This window comes from Streptomyces sp. SUK 48, from assembly GCF_009650765.1.
Lineage (GTDB): Bacteria > Actinomycetota > Actinomycetes > Streptomycetales > Streptomycetaceae > Streptomyces.
In genome coordinates this window covers 5,115,087-5,130,676 of record NZ_CP045740.1, presented here as the reverse complement: position 1 = coordinate 5,130,676, position 15,590 = coordinate 5,115,087, and the positions used below count along the sequence as shown (strand labels likewise).

At 74.3% G+C, this 15,590-nt stretch carries 11 protein-coding genes, 1 tRNA gene and 1 pseudogene; 4 read left to right on the top strand and 9 right to left on the bottom strand.

What is annotated here, in order from left to right; genetic code table 11:
• Positions 1-41 precede the first annotated feature (41 nt).
• Positions 42-1,190 carry a 4-hydroxyphenylpyruvate dioxygenase gene (gene hppD, locus GHR20_RS22465; protein ID WP_153814187.1) on the bottom strand — a complete coding sequence of 383 codons (1,149 nt, stop codon included), beginning with the start codon at positions 1,188-1,190 and terminating at the stop codon, positions 42-44.
• 122 nt (positions 1,191-1,312) lie between these two features.
• On the opposite strand from hppD, the gene GHR20_RS22460 reads away from it, so the two are divergent.
• From GHR20_RS22460 to GHR20_RS22450, 3 genes and pseudogenes are all read left to right on the top strand, one after another.
• Positions 1,313-1,780 (top strand): Lrp/AsnC family transcriptional regulator, encoded by a 468-nt coding sequence (locus tag GHR20_RS22460; protein WP_153814186.1) that lies wholly within the window; start codon positions 1,313-1,315, stop codon positions 1,778-1,780.
• Positions 1,777-2,288: pseudogene (locus GHR20_RS22455) on the top strand (helix-turn-helix domain-containing protein). The gene GHR20_RS22460 and the pseudogene GHR20_RS22455 overlap by 4 nt, the downstream one beginning before the upstream one ends.
• A 71-nt stretch (positions 2,289-2,359) precedes the next feature.
• Positions 2,360-2,545 (top strand): hypothetical protein, encoded by a 186-nt coding sequence (locus GHR20_RS22450; protein ID WP_111584380.1) that lies wholly within the window; start codon positions 2,360-2,362, stop codon positions 2,543-2,545.
• On the opposite strand, the gene GHR20_RS22445 is transcribed toward GHR20_RS22450, so the two are convergent.
• The 4 genes from GHR20_RS22445 to GHR20_RS22430 all read right to left on the bottom strand — a co-directional run bounded on the left by GHR20_RS22445 (position 2,542) and on the right by GHR20_RS22430 (position 7,886).
• On the bottom strand, positions 2,542-3,333 hold the full coding sequence (locus GHR20_RS22445; protein WP_153814185.1) for a S16 family serine protease: 792 nt from the start codon (positions 3,331-3,333) through the stop codon (positions 2,542-2,544). The genes GHR20_RS22450 and GHR20_RS22445 overlap by 4 nt on opposite strands.
• Positions 3,334-3,477: 144 nt before the next feature.
• Positions 3,478-4,119, bottom strand: coding sequence for a helix-turn-helix domain-containing protein (locus GHR20_RS22440; RefSeq protein ID WP_093681026.1), 642 nt, complete (start codon positions 4,117-4,119; stop codon positions 3,478-3,480).
• 301 nt (positions 4,120-4,420) lie between these two features.
• Positions 4,421-6,211, bottom strand: coding sequence for a DEAD/DEAH box helicase (locus GHR20_RS22435; protein WP_111584378.1), 1,791 nt, complete (start codon positions 6,209-6,211; stop codon positions 4,421-4,423).
• Between the two features lie 226 nt (positions 6,212-6,437).
• A complete protein-coding gene (locus GHR20_RS22430) occupies positions 6,438-7,886 on the bottom strand; it encodes an MFS transporter (protein WP_153814184.1) in 1,449 nt (482 codons plus the stop codon).
• A 174-nt stretch (positions 7,887-8,060) separates the two neighbouring features.
• Between GHR20_RS22430 and GHR20_RS22425 the strand changes: the two genes are divergently transcribed.
• Positions 8,061-8,132 (top strand) — tRNA-Cys (locus GHR20_RS22425).
• Between the two features lie 21 nt (positions 8,133-8,153).
• On the opposite strand, the gene GHR20_RS22420 is transcribed toward GHR20_RS22425, so the two are convergent.
• From GHR20_RS22420 to GHR20_RS22405, 4 genes are all read right to left on the bottom strand, one after another.
• Entirely contained in the window at positions 8,154-9,314 is a 1,161-nt protein-coding gene (locus GHR20_RS22420) for an SUKH-4 family immunity protein (protein WP_153814183.1), read from the bottom strand.
• Between the two features lie 156 nt (positions 9,315-9,470).
• Positions 9,471-11,774 (bottom strand): molybdopterin cofactor-binding domain-containing protein, encoded by a 2,304-nt coding sequence (locus GHR20_RS22415; protein ID WP_148024633.1) that lies wholly within the window; start codon positions 11,772-11,774, stop codon positions 9,471-9,473.
• Positions 11,771-14,620, bottom strand: a complete 2,850-nt coding sequence (locus GHR20_RS22410; RefSeq protein ID WP_153814182.1) for a 2Fe-2S iron-sulfur cluster-binding protein — start codon at positions 14,618-14,620, stop codon at positions 11,771-11,773. Before GHR20_RS22410 ends, GHR20_RS22415 begins: the two co-directional genes overlap by 4 nt.
• Positions 14,617-15,510 carry an FAD binding domain-containing protein gene (locus tag GHR20_RS22405; RefSeq protein WP_111584373.1) on the bottom strand — a complete coding sequence of 298 codons (894 nt, stop codon included), beginning with the start codon at positions 15,508-15,510 and terminating at the stop codon, positions 14,617-14,619. Before GHR20_RS22405 ends, GHR20_RS22410 begins: the two co-directional genes overlap by 4 nt.
• Positions 15,511-15,590 lie beyond the last annotated feature (80 nt).

Below are 15,590 nucleotides of genomic sequence, written 5' to 3'. Positions count from 1 at the left end.
GGAGGTCGCGGCGCTTGTCCTAGAGGTTGCGGCGCGTGGCCCTAGAGGTTGCCGCGCTTCTCCTGCTCGCGCTCGATCGCCTCGAACAGGGCCTTGAAGTTGCCCTTGCCGAAGCCCATCGAGCCGTGCCGCTCGATGATCTCGAAGAACACCGTCGGACGGTCCTGGACCGGCTTGGTGAAGATCTGGAGCAGGTAGCCGTCCTCGTCGCGGTCGACGAGGATCTTCAGCTCGCGCAGGGTCTCCACCGGCACCCGAGTCTCGCCGGCCCACTCGCCGAGGGTCTCGTAGTACGAGTCCGGGGTGTTGAGGAACTCGACGCCGGCCGCGCGCATGTCACGGACGGTCTGCACGATGTCGTTGGAGTTCAGCGCGATGTGCTGGACGCCGGGGCCGCCGTAGAACTCCAGGTACTCGTCGATCTGGGACTTCTTCTTGGCGATCGCCGGCTCGTTGAGCGGGAACTTCACCTTCAGGGTGCCGTCCGCGACGACCTTCGACATCAGCGCGCTGTACTCGGTCGCGATGTCGTCGCCCACGAACTCCTTCATGTTCGTGAAGCCCATGACGTTGTTGTAGAACCCGACCCACTCGTCCATCTTGCCGAGTTCGACGTTGCCCACACAGTGGTCGATCGCCTGGAAGGTGCGGTGCTCGGGCTGCGCGACGATCGGCTGGGCGGCCACGAAGCCGGGGAGGTAGGGGCCCTCGTAGCCGGTGCGCTCGACCAGGGTGTGGCGGGTCTCGCCGTAGGTGGCGATGGCCGCGAGGACGACGGTGCCGTGCTCGTCCTTGACCTCGTACGGCTCGTCGATCGAGCGGGCGCCCTGCGCGACGGCGTACTCGTACGCGGCGCGGGCGTCCGGGACCTCGATGGCCAGGTCGATGACGCCGTCGCCGTGCTCGGCGACATGCTGCTCGATGAGGCGGCCCCAGTCGCTGGACTGCTTGATCACCGAGGTGAAGACGAACCGGGCCGAGCCGTTCTCCAAGACGTAACTGGCGGTCTCGCGGCTGCCGTTCTCCGGTCCGGAGTAGGCGACCAGCTTCATGCCGAAGGCGGAGGAGTAGTAGTGCGCCGCCTGCTTGGCGTTGCCCACGGCGAAGACGACCGCGTCCATTCCCTTGACCGGGAAGGGGTCGGCCTGCCGGGCGGTCGCGTCGGGAGTGTGCTGTGTGGTCTGCGTCATAGCGGAAGGGTGACCGGACTCTGCAAGGTGCGCAATAGTTCCGGTATTCACTGGGCATTTTGTTAAGTGGAACGGCCCAGTAGGCAGGCTTTCTGTACATGATGACCACCCCAGGAGGGGCTGTGGCGATCGATCATCTGGACGGGCGGATCATCGTGCTGCTGGCACGGGAGCCGCGCATCGGCGTACTGGAGATGTCCCGGCGGCTCGGGGTCGCCCGGGGCACCGTGCAGGCCCGGCTCGACCGGCTCCAGTCGAACGGCGTGATCCGCGGCTTCGGCCCCCAGGTGGACCCCGCGGCCCTCGGCTATCCGGTCACCGCGTTCGCCACCCTCCAGATCCGGCAGGGCCAAGGGGCCGACGTACGGGCGTACCTGACGACGGTGCCGGAGGTGCTGGAGCTGCTGACCACCACCGGCAGCGGGGACATGCTGTGCCGTCTGGTGGCCCGTTCGAACGCCGATCTTCAGCGGGTGATCGACCGGGTCGTCGGCTTCGAGGGCATCGTGCGGGCGTCCACCGCGATCGTGATGGAGAACCCGGTGCCGCTGCGGGTGATTCCGCTGGTGGAGCAGGCGGCGGAGGAGTGACGAACCCGCGCCGGCTGGACGCCCGCTCACTGCGCGGGCTCGCCCACCCCTTGCGGATGCGATTGCTGGACGCCCTGCGGGTCCACGGACCCGCCACCGCGTCCGGGCTGGCCGAGCGGCTCGGCGAGTCGAGCGGCGCGACCAGCTACCACCTGCGCCAGCTCGCCGAGCACGGCTTCGTCGAGGACGCCCCGACAGCGCGGACTTCGAGGACGCGGACCCCGAGGTGCGGGGCCTGACGGAGGTCTTCCTCCAGGAGAACGCGGCCCGGCACGCCCGCGAGCTGGCCGGCTGGATCGCCACCCGGGACCAGCTGTCGCCGGCCTGGTCCCGGGCCACCGACATGAGCGACATGACGATGCGGCTCACGCCCGAGCTCGCGCTCGAACTCATCGAGAAGATGCACGCGTTGATCGACGGCTACCGCGACCGGGCGCCCGAAGGGGACACCCCCGAGGTCCGGAACGTACGCATCCATTCGCACCTGTTCCCGATCGACCGCCCGTGACTCGGCGCGGCGTCGAGCGGCTTGCGACACCCCGACCCACAGTGCACCGAACCGGAACGAGAGGCCACGTCATGGATTTCAACGCCCAGCTCGCCCAGCAGCACCGTGCGGACCTCCACGCGGGGGCCGCCGCCGACCACCTCGCCGCGGCCGTGAAGCCGGCGGCGGAACTGCGCACCCGCGTCGGCTGGACCCTGGTCGGCCTGGGACTGCGGCTCGTCTCCGCACCCCGCCCGAACATGGCGCTCGCGCGCTAGCAGCTCGGTACCGGGCCCTTCCCCGTCTCCAGGGCGCGCAGGGAGTCGACCGCGTTCTTCAGGGTGGTCACCGGGACCAGGCGCAGGCCCTTGGGGAGATCCCCGCGGGCGTCGGCGCACTCGGCCCTCGGCACCAGGAAGACGGTGGCGCCGTCCCGGCGGGCGGCCTGCGTCTTGAGGCCCACGCCGCCGACCGCACCGACATGGCCCGCCGCGTCGATCGTGCCCGTACCGGCGACGGTACGGCCGCCGGTGAGGTCGCCCCCGTGGCCGTCACCGTGCAGTTTGTCGATGATCCCCAGGGTGAACAGCAGGCCCGCGCTCGGGCCGCCCACGTCCGCCAGCTTCAGCGTGACCTGGACCTTGCCGGGGCTCAGGTCGAGGTACTTCAGCGCCGCGCTGGTCGCCGCGTCCTGCGACTGCCGCATCTGCGCCGTGTTGTGCCGCTCGATCTCCTTGAGCGTGTTGCCGCTCGGGTACACCGCGTCGCGGGGCATCACGGCCCGGTCGGTGCGGAACCAGTCGCCGGCGAGGTCCGCGAAGGTGAGCCGGGCGTCGGGGCCGGTCGCCTCGATGGTGACCATCCTCAGCTGGCCGCTCGTCCTGCGGGTGTCGGCGCCCTTGACCGAGATGACCTGCGCGCCCCGGTTCGAACCCAGCACGTTCGCCGTCATCCCGGGCTGCGCCACGGAGAAGGGCAGCGGCGCGAACGCCGCGGTGGCGAGGAGCGCGACGACGGGGAGTGCGCACAGGGCGAGGGCCTGGCGGCGCGTGAGACGTGAGAGCACGGGTTCAATTTACGTGACGGCGCCGTCCGGCGGTCGTGCGGTGATCCAGCGCCGCTTCCGGCTCCGGCCGGGCGAGGGCGCCTCGCGCGGTTCCCGCGCCCCGCACGCGGTTGCCCGCGCCGCTCCAGGGGCGCCGCACCCGCCTCAGCGCAACGCCTCCGCCACCTCCCGGGCCGCCTCCACCACCCTCGGGCCGACGCGCTCCGGGACGGAGTCCGCCAGCATGACGACGCCCACGCTGCCCTCCACCCCGGTCACCCCCACCAGCGGCGCGGCCGCTCCGCACGCGCCGGTCTCCAGTTCGCCCTGGGTCAGGGTGTAGGCCGGCTCCGCGGCGGGGGCCCGGCGGGCGGCCAGGATCGCGCGGCCCGCGGCGCCCCGGTCCAGGGGATGGCGGAAGCCCGCGCGGTACGCCACGTGGTAGTCGGTCCACGTCGGCTCGACCACCGCGACCGCCAGCGCCTCCGTGCCGTCGACCAGGGTGAGATGCGCCGTCGCGCCTATCTCCTCCGCCAGCGACCGCAGCGCGGGCAGCGCGGCCTCCCGGACCAGCGGGTGCACCTGGCGCCCGAGCCGCAGCACCCCGAGCCCGACCCGGGCCCGGCCGCCCAGATCACGTCGTACCAGAGCGTGCTGCTCCAGCGTGGCGAGCAGCCGGTACACCACGGTCCGGTTCACGCCCAGTTTGTTGGACAGCTCGGTGACGGTGAGACCGTGGTCGGTGTCGGCGAGCAGCTTGAGGACACGCAGTCCCCGGTCGAGCGTCTGAGAGGTCTCCGCGGTCACGACCCCCACTCCTTCGGCGGTGAGGCCGGCGAACCTCGAAGCGGGAAATGCGTCACCGAGTCCCGTCGGCGACGCGCTCCAGAGGCCGCCGATCGGCAGGACGGCCCGGCGGCTCCGGACCCTGTCGCTTTCACGGCTGCGCTCCGCGGCGGCGCTGCCACGGGGCGTTGCGTAGCGGGACAGTAGCGAAGCGGGTTCGCTGAGCGGAAGTCTTGGTCCAGAATCCGGGCAAGGACGAAGACGAACTGACGGTATACGTCCGGATACGTACGGCAGCGTAACCCCGCCCGTCAGCCGCGCGTCAGCGCATCCGCGTCGCCCACTCCTGCACCTTGGTGATCCGCTGCTTCAGCTGTCCCGCCGTCGCCTCCGCGCTCGGCGGGCCGCCGCACACCCGGCGCAGCTCGGTGTGGATCACCCCGTGCGGCTTGCCGCTCTGGTGGACGTAGGCGCTCACCAGCGTGTTGAGCCGCTTGCGCAGCTCCATCATCTCCTTGTGGGAGACGACGGGGCGCCGCTCGGCGGGCAGTTCGAGCAGGTCGGCCTCGGTGTCCGGCTTCTTCTTGCTGTGCGCGATCTGCCGGGCCTGCCGCTTCTGGAGCAGCATCTGCACCTGGTCGGGCTCCAGCAGTCCGGGGATGCCGAGGTAGTCCTGCTCCTCCTCGCTGCCCGGGTGGGCCTGCATGCCGAACTCGGCGCCGTCGAAGAGGACCCGGTCGAAGACGGCCTCGGACTCCAGCGCCTCGAAGGAGAACTGCTCCTGCTCGCCGGTGTCCTCGTCCTGCTCCTTGTTCGCCTCCTCCATCTCCTTCTCGGATTCGGCGTACGGGTCCTCCTCGCCCTCCTTCTTGGGCTTGTCGAGGGCGTGGTCCCGTTCCTTCTCCATCTCGTTGGCGAAGGTCATCAGGTCGGGCACCGTCGGCAGGAAGACGGAGGCGGTCTCGCCGCGCCGCCGGGACCGCACGAAACGGCCGACGGCCTGGGCGAAGAACAGCGGGGTGGAGATGGTGGTGGCGTACACGCCGACCGCGAGGCGGGGCACGTCGACGCCCTCGGACACCATGCGGACCGCGACCATCCAGCGGTCCTCGCTCGCGCTGAAGTCGTCGATGCGCTGGGAGGCGCCGGTGTCGTCGGACAGGACGACCGTGGCCTTCGTACCGGTGATCTCGCGGATCAGCTTGGCGTAGGCGCGGGCGGAGTCCTGGTCGGAGGCGATGACGAGGGCGCCGGCGTCCGGGATGGCCTTCCTGACCTCGGTGAGCCGCTGGTCGGCGGCGCGCAGCACGCTGGGCATCCACTCGCCGCGCGGGTCCAGCGCGGTGCGCCATGCCTGGCTGACCGCGTCCTTGGTCATCGGCTCGCCGAGCCGGGCGGCGATCTCGTCGCCGGCCTTGGTGCGCCAGCGCATCTGCCCGCTGTAGGAGAGGAAGATGACCGGGCGCACGACGCCGTCGGAGAGCGCGGAGCCGTACCCGTAGGTGTAGTCGGCGGCCGAGCGGCGGATGCCGGCGTTGTCCTCCTCGTACGTGACGAAGGGGATGGGGTTGGTGTCGGAGCGGAACGGCGTACCGGTCAGCGCGAGCCGCCGGGTCGCGGGTTCGAACGCCTCCAGGCACGCCTCGCCCCAGGACTTGGAGTCGCCGGCGTGGTGGATCTCGTCCAGGATCACCAGGGTCTTGCGCTGCTCGGCGCGGTTGCGGTGCAGCATGGGCCGGACGCCGACGCCCGCGTACGTGACGGCGACGCCGTCGTACTCCCGGCCGAGCGGCCCGGCGCTGTACTCGGGATCGAGCTTGATGCCGACCCGTGCCGCCGCCTCGGCCCACTGCTTCTTCAGGTGCTCGGTGGGCGCGACCACGGTCACCTGCTGCACCACGTGGTGGTGCAGCAGCCAGGAGGCGAGCGTCAGCGCGAAGGTGGTCTTGCCGGCGCCGGGCGTGGCGACGGCGAGGAAGTCACGCGGCTGCTCCTGGAGGTACTTCTCCATCGCCCCCTGCTGCCAGGCACGCAGTTTGCTGGCGGTACCCCACGGCGCGCGGCCGGGGAACGCGGGGGAAAGATGGTGCGAGGAAGCGGCGGTGGTAGTCACGGTCTCCGTGGTCAGGTTCAGTCGGCTACGTATGACAACCGGGCCACCCTACCGGCGCCACCCTGCCCTCCCACCCCGAACGACCCGGGGTCACCACCGGGTGGGACCCACGTCACAGCCCCGCCGCGCGGGCGCCCGGCCGGGCGGCGGCCTGTTCGCGCAGGTCGTCGGCGTGCGCGGGGGCGGCGGGCCGACGCGGGCGTCCGGTCGTGAGCCGGCCGCGGGTTCACGAGGCTGTCGTCGTCGCCCTCCCCGCCGCCGGCCGGGTGCCGTTTCCGCAGCGGGTCGTCACCCAGACGCCCGCCAGGGCGACCACCGCCATGGCGAGGAAGACGACGGCGAAGGCGGCGGGGTGGGCGGCGGTGCCGCCGCCGAGGGCCGCGAAGGCGGCGCCCGCGGCGGCGAGGAGGAGGGCGTTGGAGAGGGCGTCGGAGATCTGGAGGGCGGCCGAGTTGGCGCCGGCCTCCTCCGGGGCGGACAGGCGCAGCAGCAGGACGCTGGTGGAGGAGATCACCAGGCCCATGCCGAGGCAGCCGAAGGCCCAGACGACGGCGACGATCCAGGCCGGCACGGCGGGCAGCAGCACGCTGGGCGCGGTCGCCAGCGCGGCGGTGACCAGCACCATCCCTGCCGTCATCAGCCGCTCCCGGTACGGCGCGAGACGCGGCCGGGACTGGAGCCAGGAGCCCAGCGCCCAGGTGCCGCCGCCCGCGGCCAGGGAGAGTCCGGCGAGCGTCGGCGACAGGCCGCGCTGGGTGACCAGCATCAGCGGCACGAAGGACTCGGCGGCGATGAACGATCCGGCGCACACCCCGCGCAGCAGGACGACGGAGGGCAGGCCGCGGGCGGCGCGGTAGGTGCCGCGCGGCAGCAGGCCGAGGACGGCGGGGACCAGCAGGGCGGCACCGGCCGCGCCGGGGAGCAGGGAGAACGGGCGCAGATCCTGGGCGGCGTACTGGACGAGCCCGGCGCCGAGGGCGATACCGAGGGCGAGCCGGATGCGCCGGCGGTCGAGGGGGGCCGCGGCGGCGTCCGCGTCGACCGGTCCCGACGCCCGGCGGCGTATCTGGGGCAGCGCGAGGGCCAGCGGGGGCACGACGAGGACCGGGATGCCGAGGAAGACCCAGCGCCAGCCGAGCTGTTCGGTGACGGCGCCGGAGGCGAGGGGGCCGACGATGGACGGGACGACCCAGCCGGCCGCGAACGCCGCCATGATCGCGGGGCGCAGCCGCTCGGGGTAGGCGCGGCCGACGACCACGTACAGCGCGACGATGACGAGGCCGCCGCCGAGTCCCTGTACGGCGCGCCCGAGGATGAACACCCACATCGTCCGGGCGGTGCCGGCTATCACCAGGCCGGCGGCGAAGGAGCCGATGCCGGTGGTCAGCGCGGCGAGGGGGCCGCGGCGGTCGGCCCACTGTCCGGCCAGGACCATGCCGAAGAGGCTGGTGGTGAAGAAGCCGGAGAACGCGAAGGCGTACCTCGCGACGCCGTCCAGCTCGCGCGCGGCGACGGGCATCGCGGTGCCGACGGCGGTCGCCTCGAAGGCGATCAGGAAGACGACGGACACGATGCCGACGCTCAGCGCCCGGTGGGCCCGGCCGAGCACCCCGCCGCCCTGCTCGAAGCCTTCTTCCACCACGACGTCGTCGACCCGGGACCCCAGCACACTCATGCCCGCCAGAGTAAGGCCCACAACCCCGGATGACTCCTGTCGAAAGTCCCCCTCTCCCCTGCGACCTTGGGCCTAGGACCGCCTCCCGTGAACGCCGTATGGCAGTCACATTGCGGCCGGCCCGGCCCCCTTGAGCACCGCCTCGACCCCGCCATACGGTCGTTCCACCGACACGGCCGTGTGCCCGAGTGGCTCAGGGACTCGCCTGCAAAGCGAGGTACGCGGGTTCAATTCCCGCCACGGCCTCTTTCGACGGGCGGGGTGTTCTCAGAGCACCCCGCCCGTCTCGTCCCGGAAGGATTCCGTCCAGTAGTGCCAGGTCGTGCCCGGGAGGGTGGCGGTCGGGTCGAGGGTGGTCAGGGTGTGGAGCATGGCGGCGGCCAGGTGGTCGTAGGAGGTCGTCGTCAGCTCGTGGGACAGGTGCTGGTCGATGGTGCGTTCGTGGTGGAGGAGCCAGAGGGTGAACGCGAGGGTGGAGACGTCGGTGTTGAGGGGGCAGAGCGCGGCCTCGGGGGCACAGAAGGTCAGCACCGCGCCGGTGCGGCCGTCGACCACCAGGCTGTGGTCCTCGACCAGGCGGCCGAGGCGGATCAAGTGGTCGCAGTGGGCCGGGAGTTCGGCGAGGGGGTAGTCGGGGCACTCCTCGGTGACGTACTCGCGCAGCGTCGGCAGCGGGGCGTCCGGGTCGGTGAAGAAGAGGACCGCCTCCTCGGGCAGCCCGCTCTCGCGCAGGAAGCGGCGGGTCGGTTCGTGCGTGAGCGTGGCCGGGAAGTCGACGTCCTCGAAGCGGGCCACCCGGCCGTGCCCGAACTCCTGGTCGAGGACGCGGGCGGGGATGTCCAGGGTGAGACCGGACGCCGCACCGGGGCCCGCGGCGAGCGCGAGCGGGCGGATCAGGGCCGCCGCCTTCCAGTACGGCGGCACCCGGCCGTCCGTGCCCTCCGCGAAGAGGGCCAGCAGCCGGCGGGACGCCTCGGCGGCCGTCCCCGGTCCGTACTGCCCGGCCAGCGAGGCGAACCGGCCGCGCAGGCCCGCCAGTTCCTCGGTGACCGCGGCGAAGCGCAGCAGCGTGGCCAGCGACGGGGCGAAGGGCCGCCACCCGGAGGGGTCGCGGAGGTACGCCGTGCTGATCTCGCCCGTGTCGCCGTCGAGCAGGATCGACTCCCGCTCCATGCCGGCCGGGTTGAGCAGCTCGCCTATCACCAGGCGGTCCCGCAGCTCCTCGGCCAGGTGGAAGGGGCCGTCCGCCGCGTCCGCGAGGGTGCGCAGGCCGTGCGCGCGCAGCGGCGAGAAGGTCAGCACATCGGTGACGGCGGGCAGCCCGGGGCCCGCGAGCAGGCCGCGCGTCGCGGCATGCGTGACATGGCGGTCCAGCTCGGCCCCGGTCAGCGTGATCGCCGCCGTCCCGGCATCCGTCGTCGTACCCATCGCTCCCCCGCGGCCTCGCCCGTGCGTGACAAAGTACGGGCGCCCGCGCCAGGCAGCTCCCCCACCGCCGAGCACACTACGCGGCCCCACTGACAACGCCCCCGAAGCGGAGAGACGCCGGGCGGCCGCGAGGCGTTGCGCGGCGGCGGTCAGCGGTCAGCGGTCGGTGACCACGGCCGCCTGGGGGCGGATCGGAAGCCGGTTGACCGGGCGCCCGGTGGCCGCGCGGACCGCGGAGGCGATGGCCGCCGGGGACGTCACCACCGGCACCGCGCTGACCGACTTGGCGCCGAACGGCGCCACCACGTCCCGCTCCTCCACCAGCTTGACGATCCGGATGTCCGGCGCGTCCAGGGCGGTCGGCAGGGCGTACCCGGTCAGGTCGGGGTGCCGGATCAGGCCGCGCGGGGTGCGCAGGTTCTCGGTGAGCGCGATGCCCACGCCCTGGGTGACGCCCGCCTCGATCCGGGCCGCCAGCTGGGCGGGGTTGAGCACCCGGCCCACATCCTGGGCGACGGCCAGCTCCACCACCCGCACCGAGCCCAGCTCGATGTCCACGTCCACCACCGCGCGGATCGCGCAGAACGCGAGGCCCACGAACGCGTCGCCCTGCCCGGCCGCGTCCAGCGGCTCGGTGGGGTGCGGGCGGCACTGCGCGGTGGCCCACAGCTCCTTGCCGTCCAGCGCCTCGGTGACGGTGGTCGACAGCACCCCGTCGTACGACGTGATCTTGCCGTCCTCGATCTGGAGCAGCTCGGTCGACATGCCGAACGTGTGGGCGAGCGGCTGGAGCAGCTGGGTGCGGACCATCTTCGCCGCCCGCTCCACCGCGCCGCCCGACACCCAGGTGTGCCGGCCCCGGCTGCCCGGTCCGGACGGCGGCTGGTCGGTGTCGACCGGGGCGACCCGGACCTCCTCGATGCCCAGGGTCTCCTGGACGATCTGCCGGGCCAGCGTGGTGAATCCCTGGCCGGCCTCCACGGCCGCGCACAGCACGGTCGCGATGCCGTCGTGGACCTTGACCGTCGCCGTGGACACCTCGTCGGCGCCCTCCGCGCCGAGCATGTGCACCATGCCGAGGCCGTAGCCGACGCCCCGGCGCACCGCGCCCGGCTCCCCCGCGCCCTCGGGTCCGCCGGGCAGCAGCCAGTCCTCCTCGGGGGTGTCCTTGGGCAGCTCCGGGAGCGGGAAGTCCCGTACGGCCTGGAGGAGTTCGGCGACCGGCGCCGGGCAGGTCACGGTCTGGCCGATGGGCAGCACATCGCCGGTCGCGAGGGCGTTGCGCAGCCGCAGTTCGGCCGGGTCCACGTCCAGCTTCCGGGCCAGCTTGTCCATCTGGGCCTCGTACGCGGCGCACACCTGCATCGCGCCCTCGCCGCGCACATGGCCGGAGGGCGGGTTGTTGGTGCGTACGGCCCAGCCCTCGATGAACGCGTTCGGCACGACGTACGGCCCGCACGCGAAGGAGACGGCGGCGGCCAGCGCGTCCGCGGAGGTGTCGGCGTACGCGCCCGCGTCCAGCAGGATTTGCGCCTCCACCTTCACCAGGTTCCCCTCGGCGTCGGCGTGGTGGCGGTAGCGCAGCAGGGTGGGGTGGCGGTGGGCGTGGCCGAGGAAGGACTCCTCGCGGCTCGCGGTGAGCTTCACCGGGAGGCCGGTGCGCAGCGCCAGCAGGCCGAGCGGGAGCTGGAAGCTGCCGTCCTCGCGGTCGGCGGTGGCCCCCGGCACCCCGGTGACCACGATCTTCACCCGATCCGGGGACAGCCCGAAGCAGGCCGCGGCGGTGTCGCGGTCGTGGTGCGGGTCGGTGGAGGCCAGGTACAGCTCCACCCCGCCGTCGGGGCGCGGCACCGCGAGTCCGGCCTCGGCGCCGATCGGGGCCGGGTCCTGGCGGCCGATCCGGTACAGGCCCTCGACCACGACCTCGCCGGCCGCGTCCGCGTCGCCGTGGCGCAGCGGGATGTGCCGGATCAAGTTGCCGTCGGGGTGCAGGGGTTCGGCCTCGAACGCCTGCTCGGGATCGGTCACCGGGTCGAGGATCTCGTACTCGACGATGATCGCGGCCGCGGCCATCCGCGCGGTGTCCGGGTGGTCGGCGGCGACGGCGGCGATGGCCTCGCCGTGGTGCCGTACGACCTCGGCGGCGAACACCGGCCGGTCGGGGGTGCCCCGGCCGTGGCGGGCGGTGCCCGGCACGTCCTCGTGGGTGATGACGGCGCGCACGCCGGGCATCTCGCGGGCGTGCGCGGTATCGACGGACACGATCCGGGCGTGCGCGTGCGGGGAGCGCAGGACGGCCGCCCAGAGCAGTCCCTCGGCCCACAGGTCGGCGGCGTACGGGAAGGTGCCCTCGGTCTTGGCGCGGGCGTCCGTGTGCGGCAGCGAGACGCCGAGGCCGTGCAGTACCTGCTCGGGCTCGGGGGCGGGTTCCGCGGTGGCGGTGGCGGCTTCGTCGCTCACGCCTGGCCTCCGTCCTGGCCGTAGTGCTGGTCGTACGGGCCGGGCGTGTCGCCGTAGCCGTCCGGGGTGGGTGGCGGCGTGTCGAAGACGCCCGGGGCCTCGAACACCGACGGGTGGGCGCCGCCGGAGCCGGGGGCCGCCTGGTGCGGCACGCGCGCGTCCTCGGCGTCCGCGTCCGCCTCCGGCTCGGGGGCGTGCGCGGCCTCGCGTTCGGCGGCGACCTCCTGGACGGCCTGGACGACGCCCCGGTAGCCGGAGCAGCGGCACAGGTTGCCGCACAGGGCCTGCCGGGTCTCCAGCTCGGTCGGCGCGGGGTTGCCCTCCAGCAGGTCGTGCACGGTCATCGCCATGCCGGGCACGCAGAAGCCGCACTGCACCGCGCCGCACCGGGCCAGCGCCCGCTGCACGTCCGAGGGGTGCCCGTCCTGGGCCAGCCCCTCCACGGTGCGCACCTCGGTGCCGGCGGCGGTGACCGCGGGCACCAGGCAGGAGGCCACGAGCCGCCCGTCGACCTGCACGTTGCAGGCCCCGCACTCGCCCTGCGAGCAGCCGTCCTTGGCCCCGGCGAGGCCGAGCCGCTCGCGCAGCACGTAGAGCAGCGACTCCCCGATCCAGGCGTCGGTGACGGGCCGGTCGGCGCCGTTGACCCGCAGGACGAAGGAGGCGAGCGGGTGGTCGTCGTGAGGCTGGAGGGGGGCGGCCTCCGGCTCCTGCGGTGTCCCGTCGGCTTCGGGTGCCTCGGCCGGTTCGGGCCCGGCGTCGGCGTGTTCGGACGCCTGCTGCGCGGGGGTCGGCGTGTCGCCGTCGGGCACCGGAGCGGGCTCCGCGGGTACGGCGGGCGCGGGCACGGGCGTGTCGGACCGCTGCTCGGGCACGACGGGCACCGCCGCGCCGGACCGCTGTTCGGGTACGACGGGCACGGCCGGGTCGCCGGCGGGCGACGGGGTGCCGTGCGCCGGCGTGGCGGCCGGGTCGGACCCCGTCTCCGGCGGCGCGGCGGCCTCGGGCGCGGCGTCCTGGTCCACGTGTTCGTCGGGACCCACGTGTTCGTCGGGACCCACGTGTTCGTCGGGGCCGACGGGGGGGTCCGCGGGCGGCGTACGGTGCTCCGCCGCGGCCTCGCCCCCGGGGTGCGCCGGGTGCGCGTCCGGGGCGGGGTACGACGGCTCGGTGGAGGGCGAGGGGATGTGCGCGGCGGCGGGGTGATCGCCGGGCTGCGTGCGGCCCGCCTCCGGGTCCGTCTCCGGGCCGGGCTCCGATCCGCCTCGCGCATCGGGGTGGCCGACCTGTTCACGGCCGTCCTGCTCGTGACCCGGCTGTCCGTGGAGCGACTGCTCATGGCCCGGCTGCTCGTGGAGCGACTGCTCGTCACCCGGCTGTCCGTGCGCATCGTGCTCGGGCGTGCCCGGCCCGTGCGCGCCCAGCTCCCTGCGCTCGTCCTGCCCGTCCGGTCCGTTCCGTCCGTCCTGGCCGTGCGCGGCGTACTCCTGCGCGGCGTGCTCCTGCGCCCCGGTCCCGTCCGGACCCGGTACGGCCGCGCCGTCCGCCTGCCCGGGCTGCTCGTACCCGCCCTGGTCGTACCCGCCCGGCGCGTCCGCGCTCGGCGCGTGCCCGGCGTGGTCGTACGCGCCCGGCGCCGCCCCGGTCTGTCCGGAGCCGCCCTGCGCGTACCCGCCCAGCGCCTCCGCGTCCGGCGCGTGCCCGGAGGCATCGTGCGCGCCCGGTGCCACGGGCTCCCCGGCACCGCCCTGCTCGTACGCGTCGTGCCCCAGCGTGTCCTGGCCGTACGCGCCCGGCGCGGAGCCGTCGCGCTCCGGCGCGTGCCCGGTCTGCTCGTGCGCGCCCGGCGCGTGAGCGGACTGGCCATGCGCGTCCGGCCCGTACCCGGCGCCTGGCTGCTCCCGGTCGGCCTGTCCGTGGCCCGCCCGGCCCCGCGCGTCCTGCTCGGGCCCGGCGTGCTCGTAACCGCCCTGTGCGCCCTGCTCGGGCCCCGCGTGCCCGTAGTCGCCCTGCTCGGGCCCCGCGTGCTCGTAACCGCCCTGTGCGGCCCCGGACTGCTCGTACGCGGCCTGGGCGCGGGCCTGGCGGCGTGCCCGGGCGCTGCCGACCCCCTGCGCCGTGCTCTGCGCGCGCCCGGCGCGGAAGTCGGCGCCCTCCGTGTGTCCGCCGGCCCCCGGGTCGTACGCCTCGGGGGCGAACGCCTCGCCCTCGGAGCCGTACGTCTCGTGCCCGTACGCCTCGCCGGACCCGTGTGTGTCCGGCCCCTGCGCGGCCTCCTGGTCGCCCCACGGCCGGCCCGCGTTGGTGGCCCAGGGGGCGGGCGCGCCGCCCGGGAGGGTGGCCGGCGGGGTGCCGCCCCACTGCTCCACCAGGGACGACGTGGTGAACTCGCCTGATTCGTCCGGCAGTTCCCCGTCGGCGACCGGGATCGACCACTGGCCGGTGACGTCATGGCCGGGCGCGGCGGTCGCCGGGGGCTCCTCGAAGTGCCAGTGCTGCGTGGCCGCGGGGTCGTACGTGAAGCGGTCGCCGCCCTGCGTCGCCCCCTGCCCGGTGTCCGGGTCGGGCCACTGGCCGCCGCCCTGGCCGCCGTTCGGGTCGGGCCACTGCCCGGCGCCGTCCTCCGGCGCGGGCCAGCCGCCCTCGGCCGGGGCCCCCGGGATGCGCGGCGGCACATAGCCGTGGCCCGGCGCGGCCAGCGGGCTGTGGCCGGACAGCAGGGCGTCTATGCCGCCCTCCGGGAGCTTGACGAAGGCGGTGGCGCCGTCGTCGTAGTCGCCCTGGGGCAGCGGGTTCCAGCGGCCGCCGCCCTCGGGCGTGCCCTCTCCGTGCCGGTCGTCGGTCACGACAGCGCCCTCCCCAGTGCTCGTCGGGCCAGCGCGGCGACGGTGCGCCGCAGGTGCAGTACGGCGGGCGGCAGCGACGGCACCGTGCCGTCCGCCTCCGGCGCCGGGTCGGGGATGCAGGCCGCGGCGACGTACTCGCCGAAGGCGCTGAGCGCCTCGGGGACGAGCGCGCGGTCGTTGTCCCAGTCGATGAGCTGCGCGACCCACTGCTCGGCCTCCAGCGGCCGCAGCGGCATCGGCGCGATGGCCCCGACGGCGCAGCGCACCCCGCGCCGGGCGGGGTCGAGCACGAGGGCCACGGAGGCCAGCGCGCGGCCGGGTCCGGTGCGCCCGGTCGCCTTCAGGAAGACCTGCGGGGCGTGCAGCAGCGGCACCCGTACGAAGCCGATGAGTTCGCCCGCGCCCAGCATCTCGACGCCCGCCAGCAGGTGCGAGACCGGGACCTCCCGGCGCGCCCCGCCCGGCCCGGCGACGATCAGCGTCGCCTCCAGCGCGGCGAGCACCGGCAGCGCGTCCCCGGTGGGCGCGGCGGAGGCGATGTTGCCGCCCAGGGTGCCCGCGTTGCGGATGTGCGGCGGGCCCGCGGCGCGCGCGGCGGCGGCGAGCGCCGGGATCAGGGCCGCGAAGTCGGGGCGGCCCATGCGCGCGAGGGTGAGTCCGGCGCCGAGCAGCGCGTGGCCGTCCTGGTACTGCCAGCCGCGGATCTCGCTGATCCGGCCGAGCCCGACCAGGGCGGCGGGCCGTAGCTGCCCGGAGTTGACGGCGGCCATCAGATCGGTGCCGCCCGCGACCGGGACCGCGGCGGGCATCGCGGCGAGTGCCGCCACCGCCTCGTCCAGCGTCGTGGGCAGCGTGACGGCCTGCCCCGCCTGCGGTGCGTGCGTGGTCAACCCGGCTGCCCCTTCCCGCTGCCCCACCTGGTCCCGCCTGTTGCGCCGTACGGTACGTGCTGACAGGGCGGACGTGGCAA

Excerpts from the sequence above, each read along its gene's own strand:
- GHR20_RS22430 (WP_153814184.1), bottom strand. The coding sequence starts at position 7,886 with ATGAGTGTGCTGGGGTCCCGGGTCGACGACGTCGTGGTGGAAGAAGGC.
- GHR20_RS22450 (WP_111584380.1), top strand. The coding sequence starts at position 2,360 with ATGGATTTCAACGCCCAGCTCGCCCAGCAGCACCGTGCGGACCTCCAC.
- hppD (WP_153814187.1), bottom strand. The coding sequence starts at position 1,190 with ATGACGCAGACCACACAGCACACTCCCGACGCGACCGCCCGGCAGGCC.
- GHR20_RS22420 (WP_153814183.1), bottom strand. The coding sequence starts at position 9,314 with ATGGGTACGACGACGGATGCCGGGACGGCGGCGATCACGCTGACCGGG.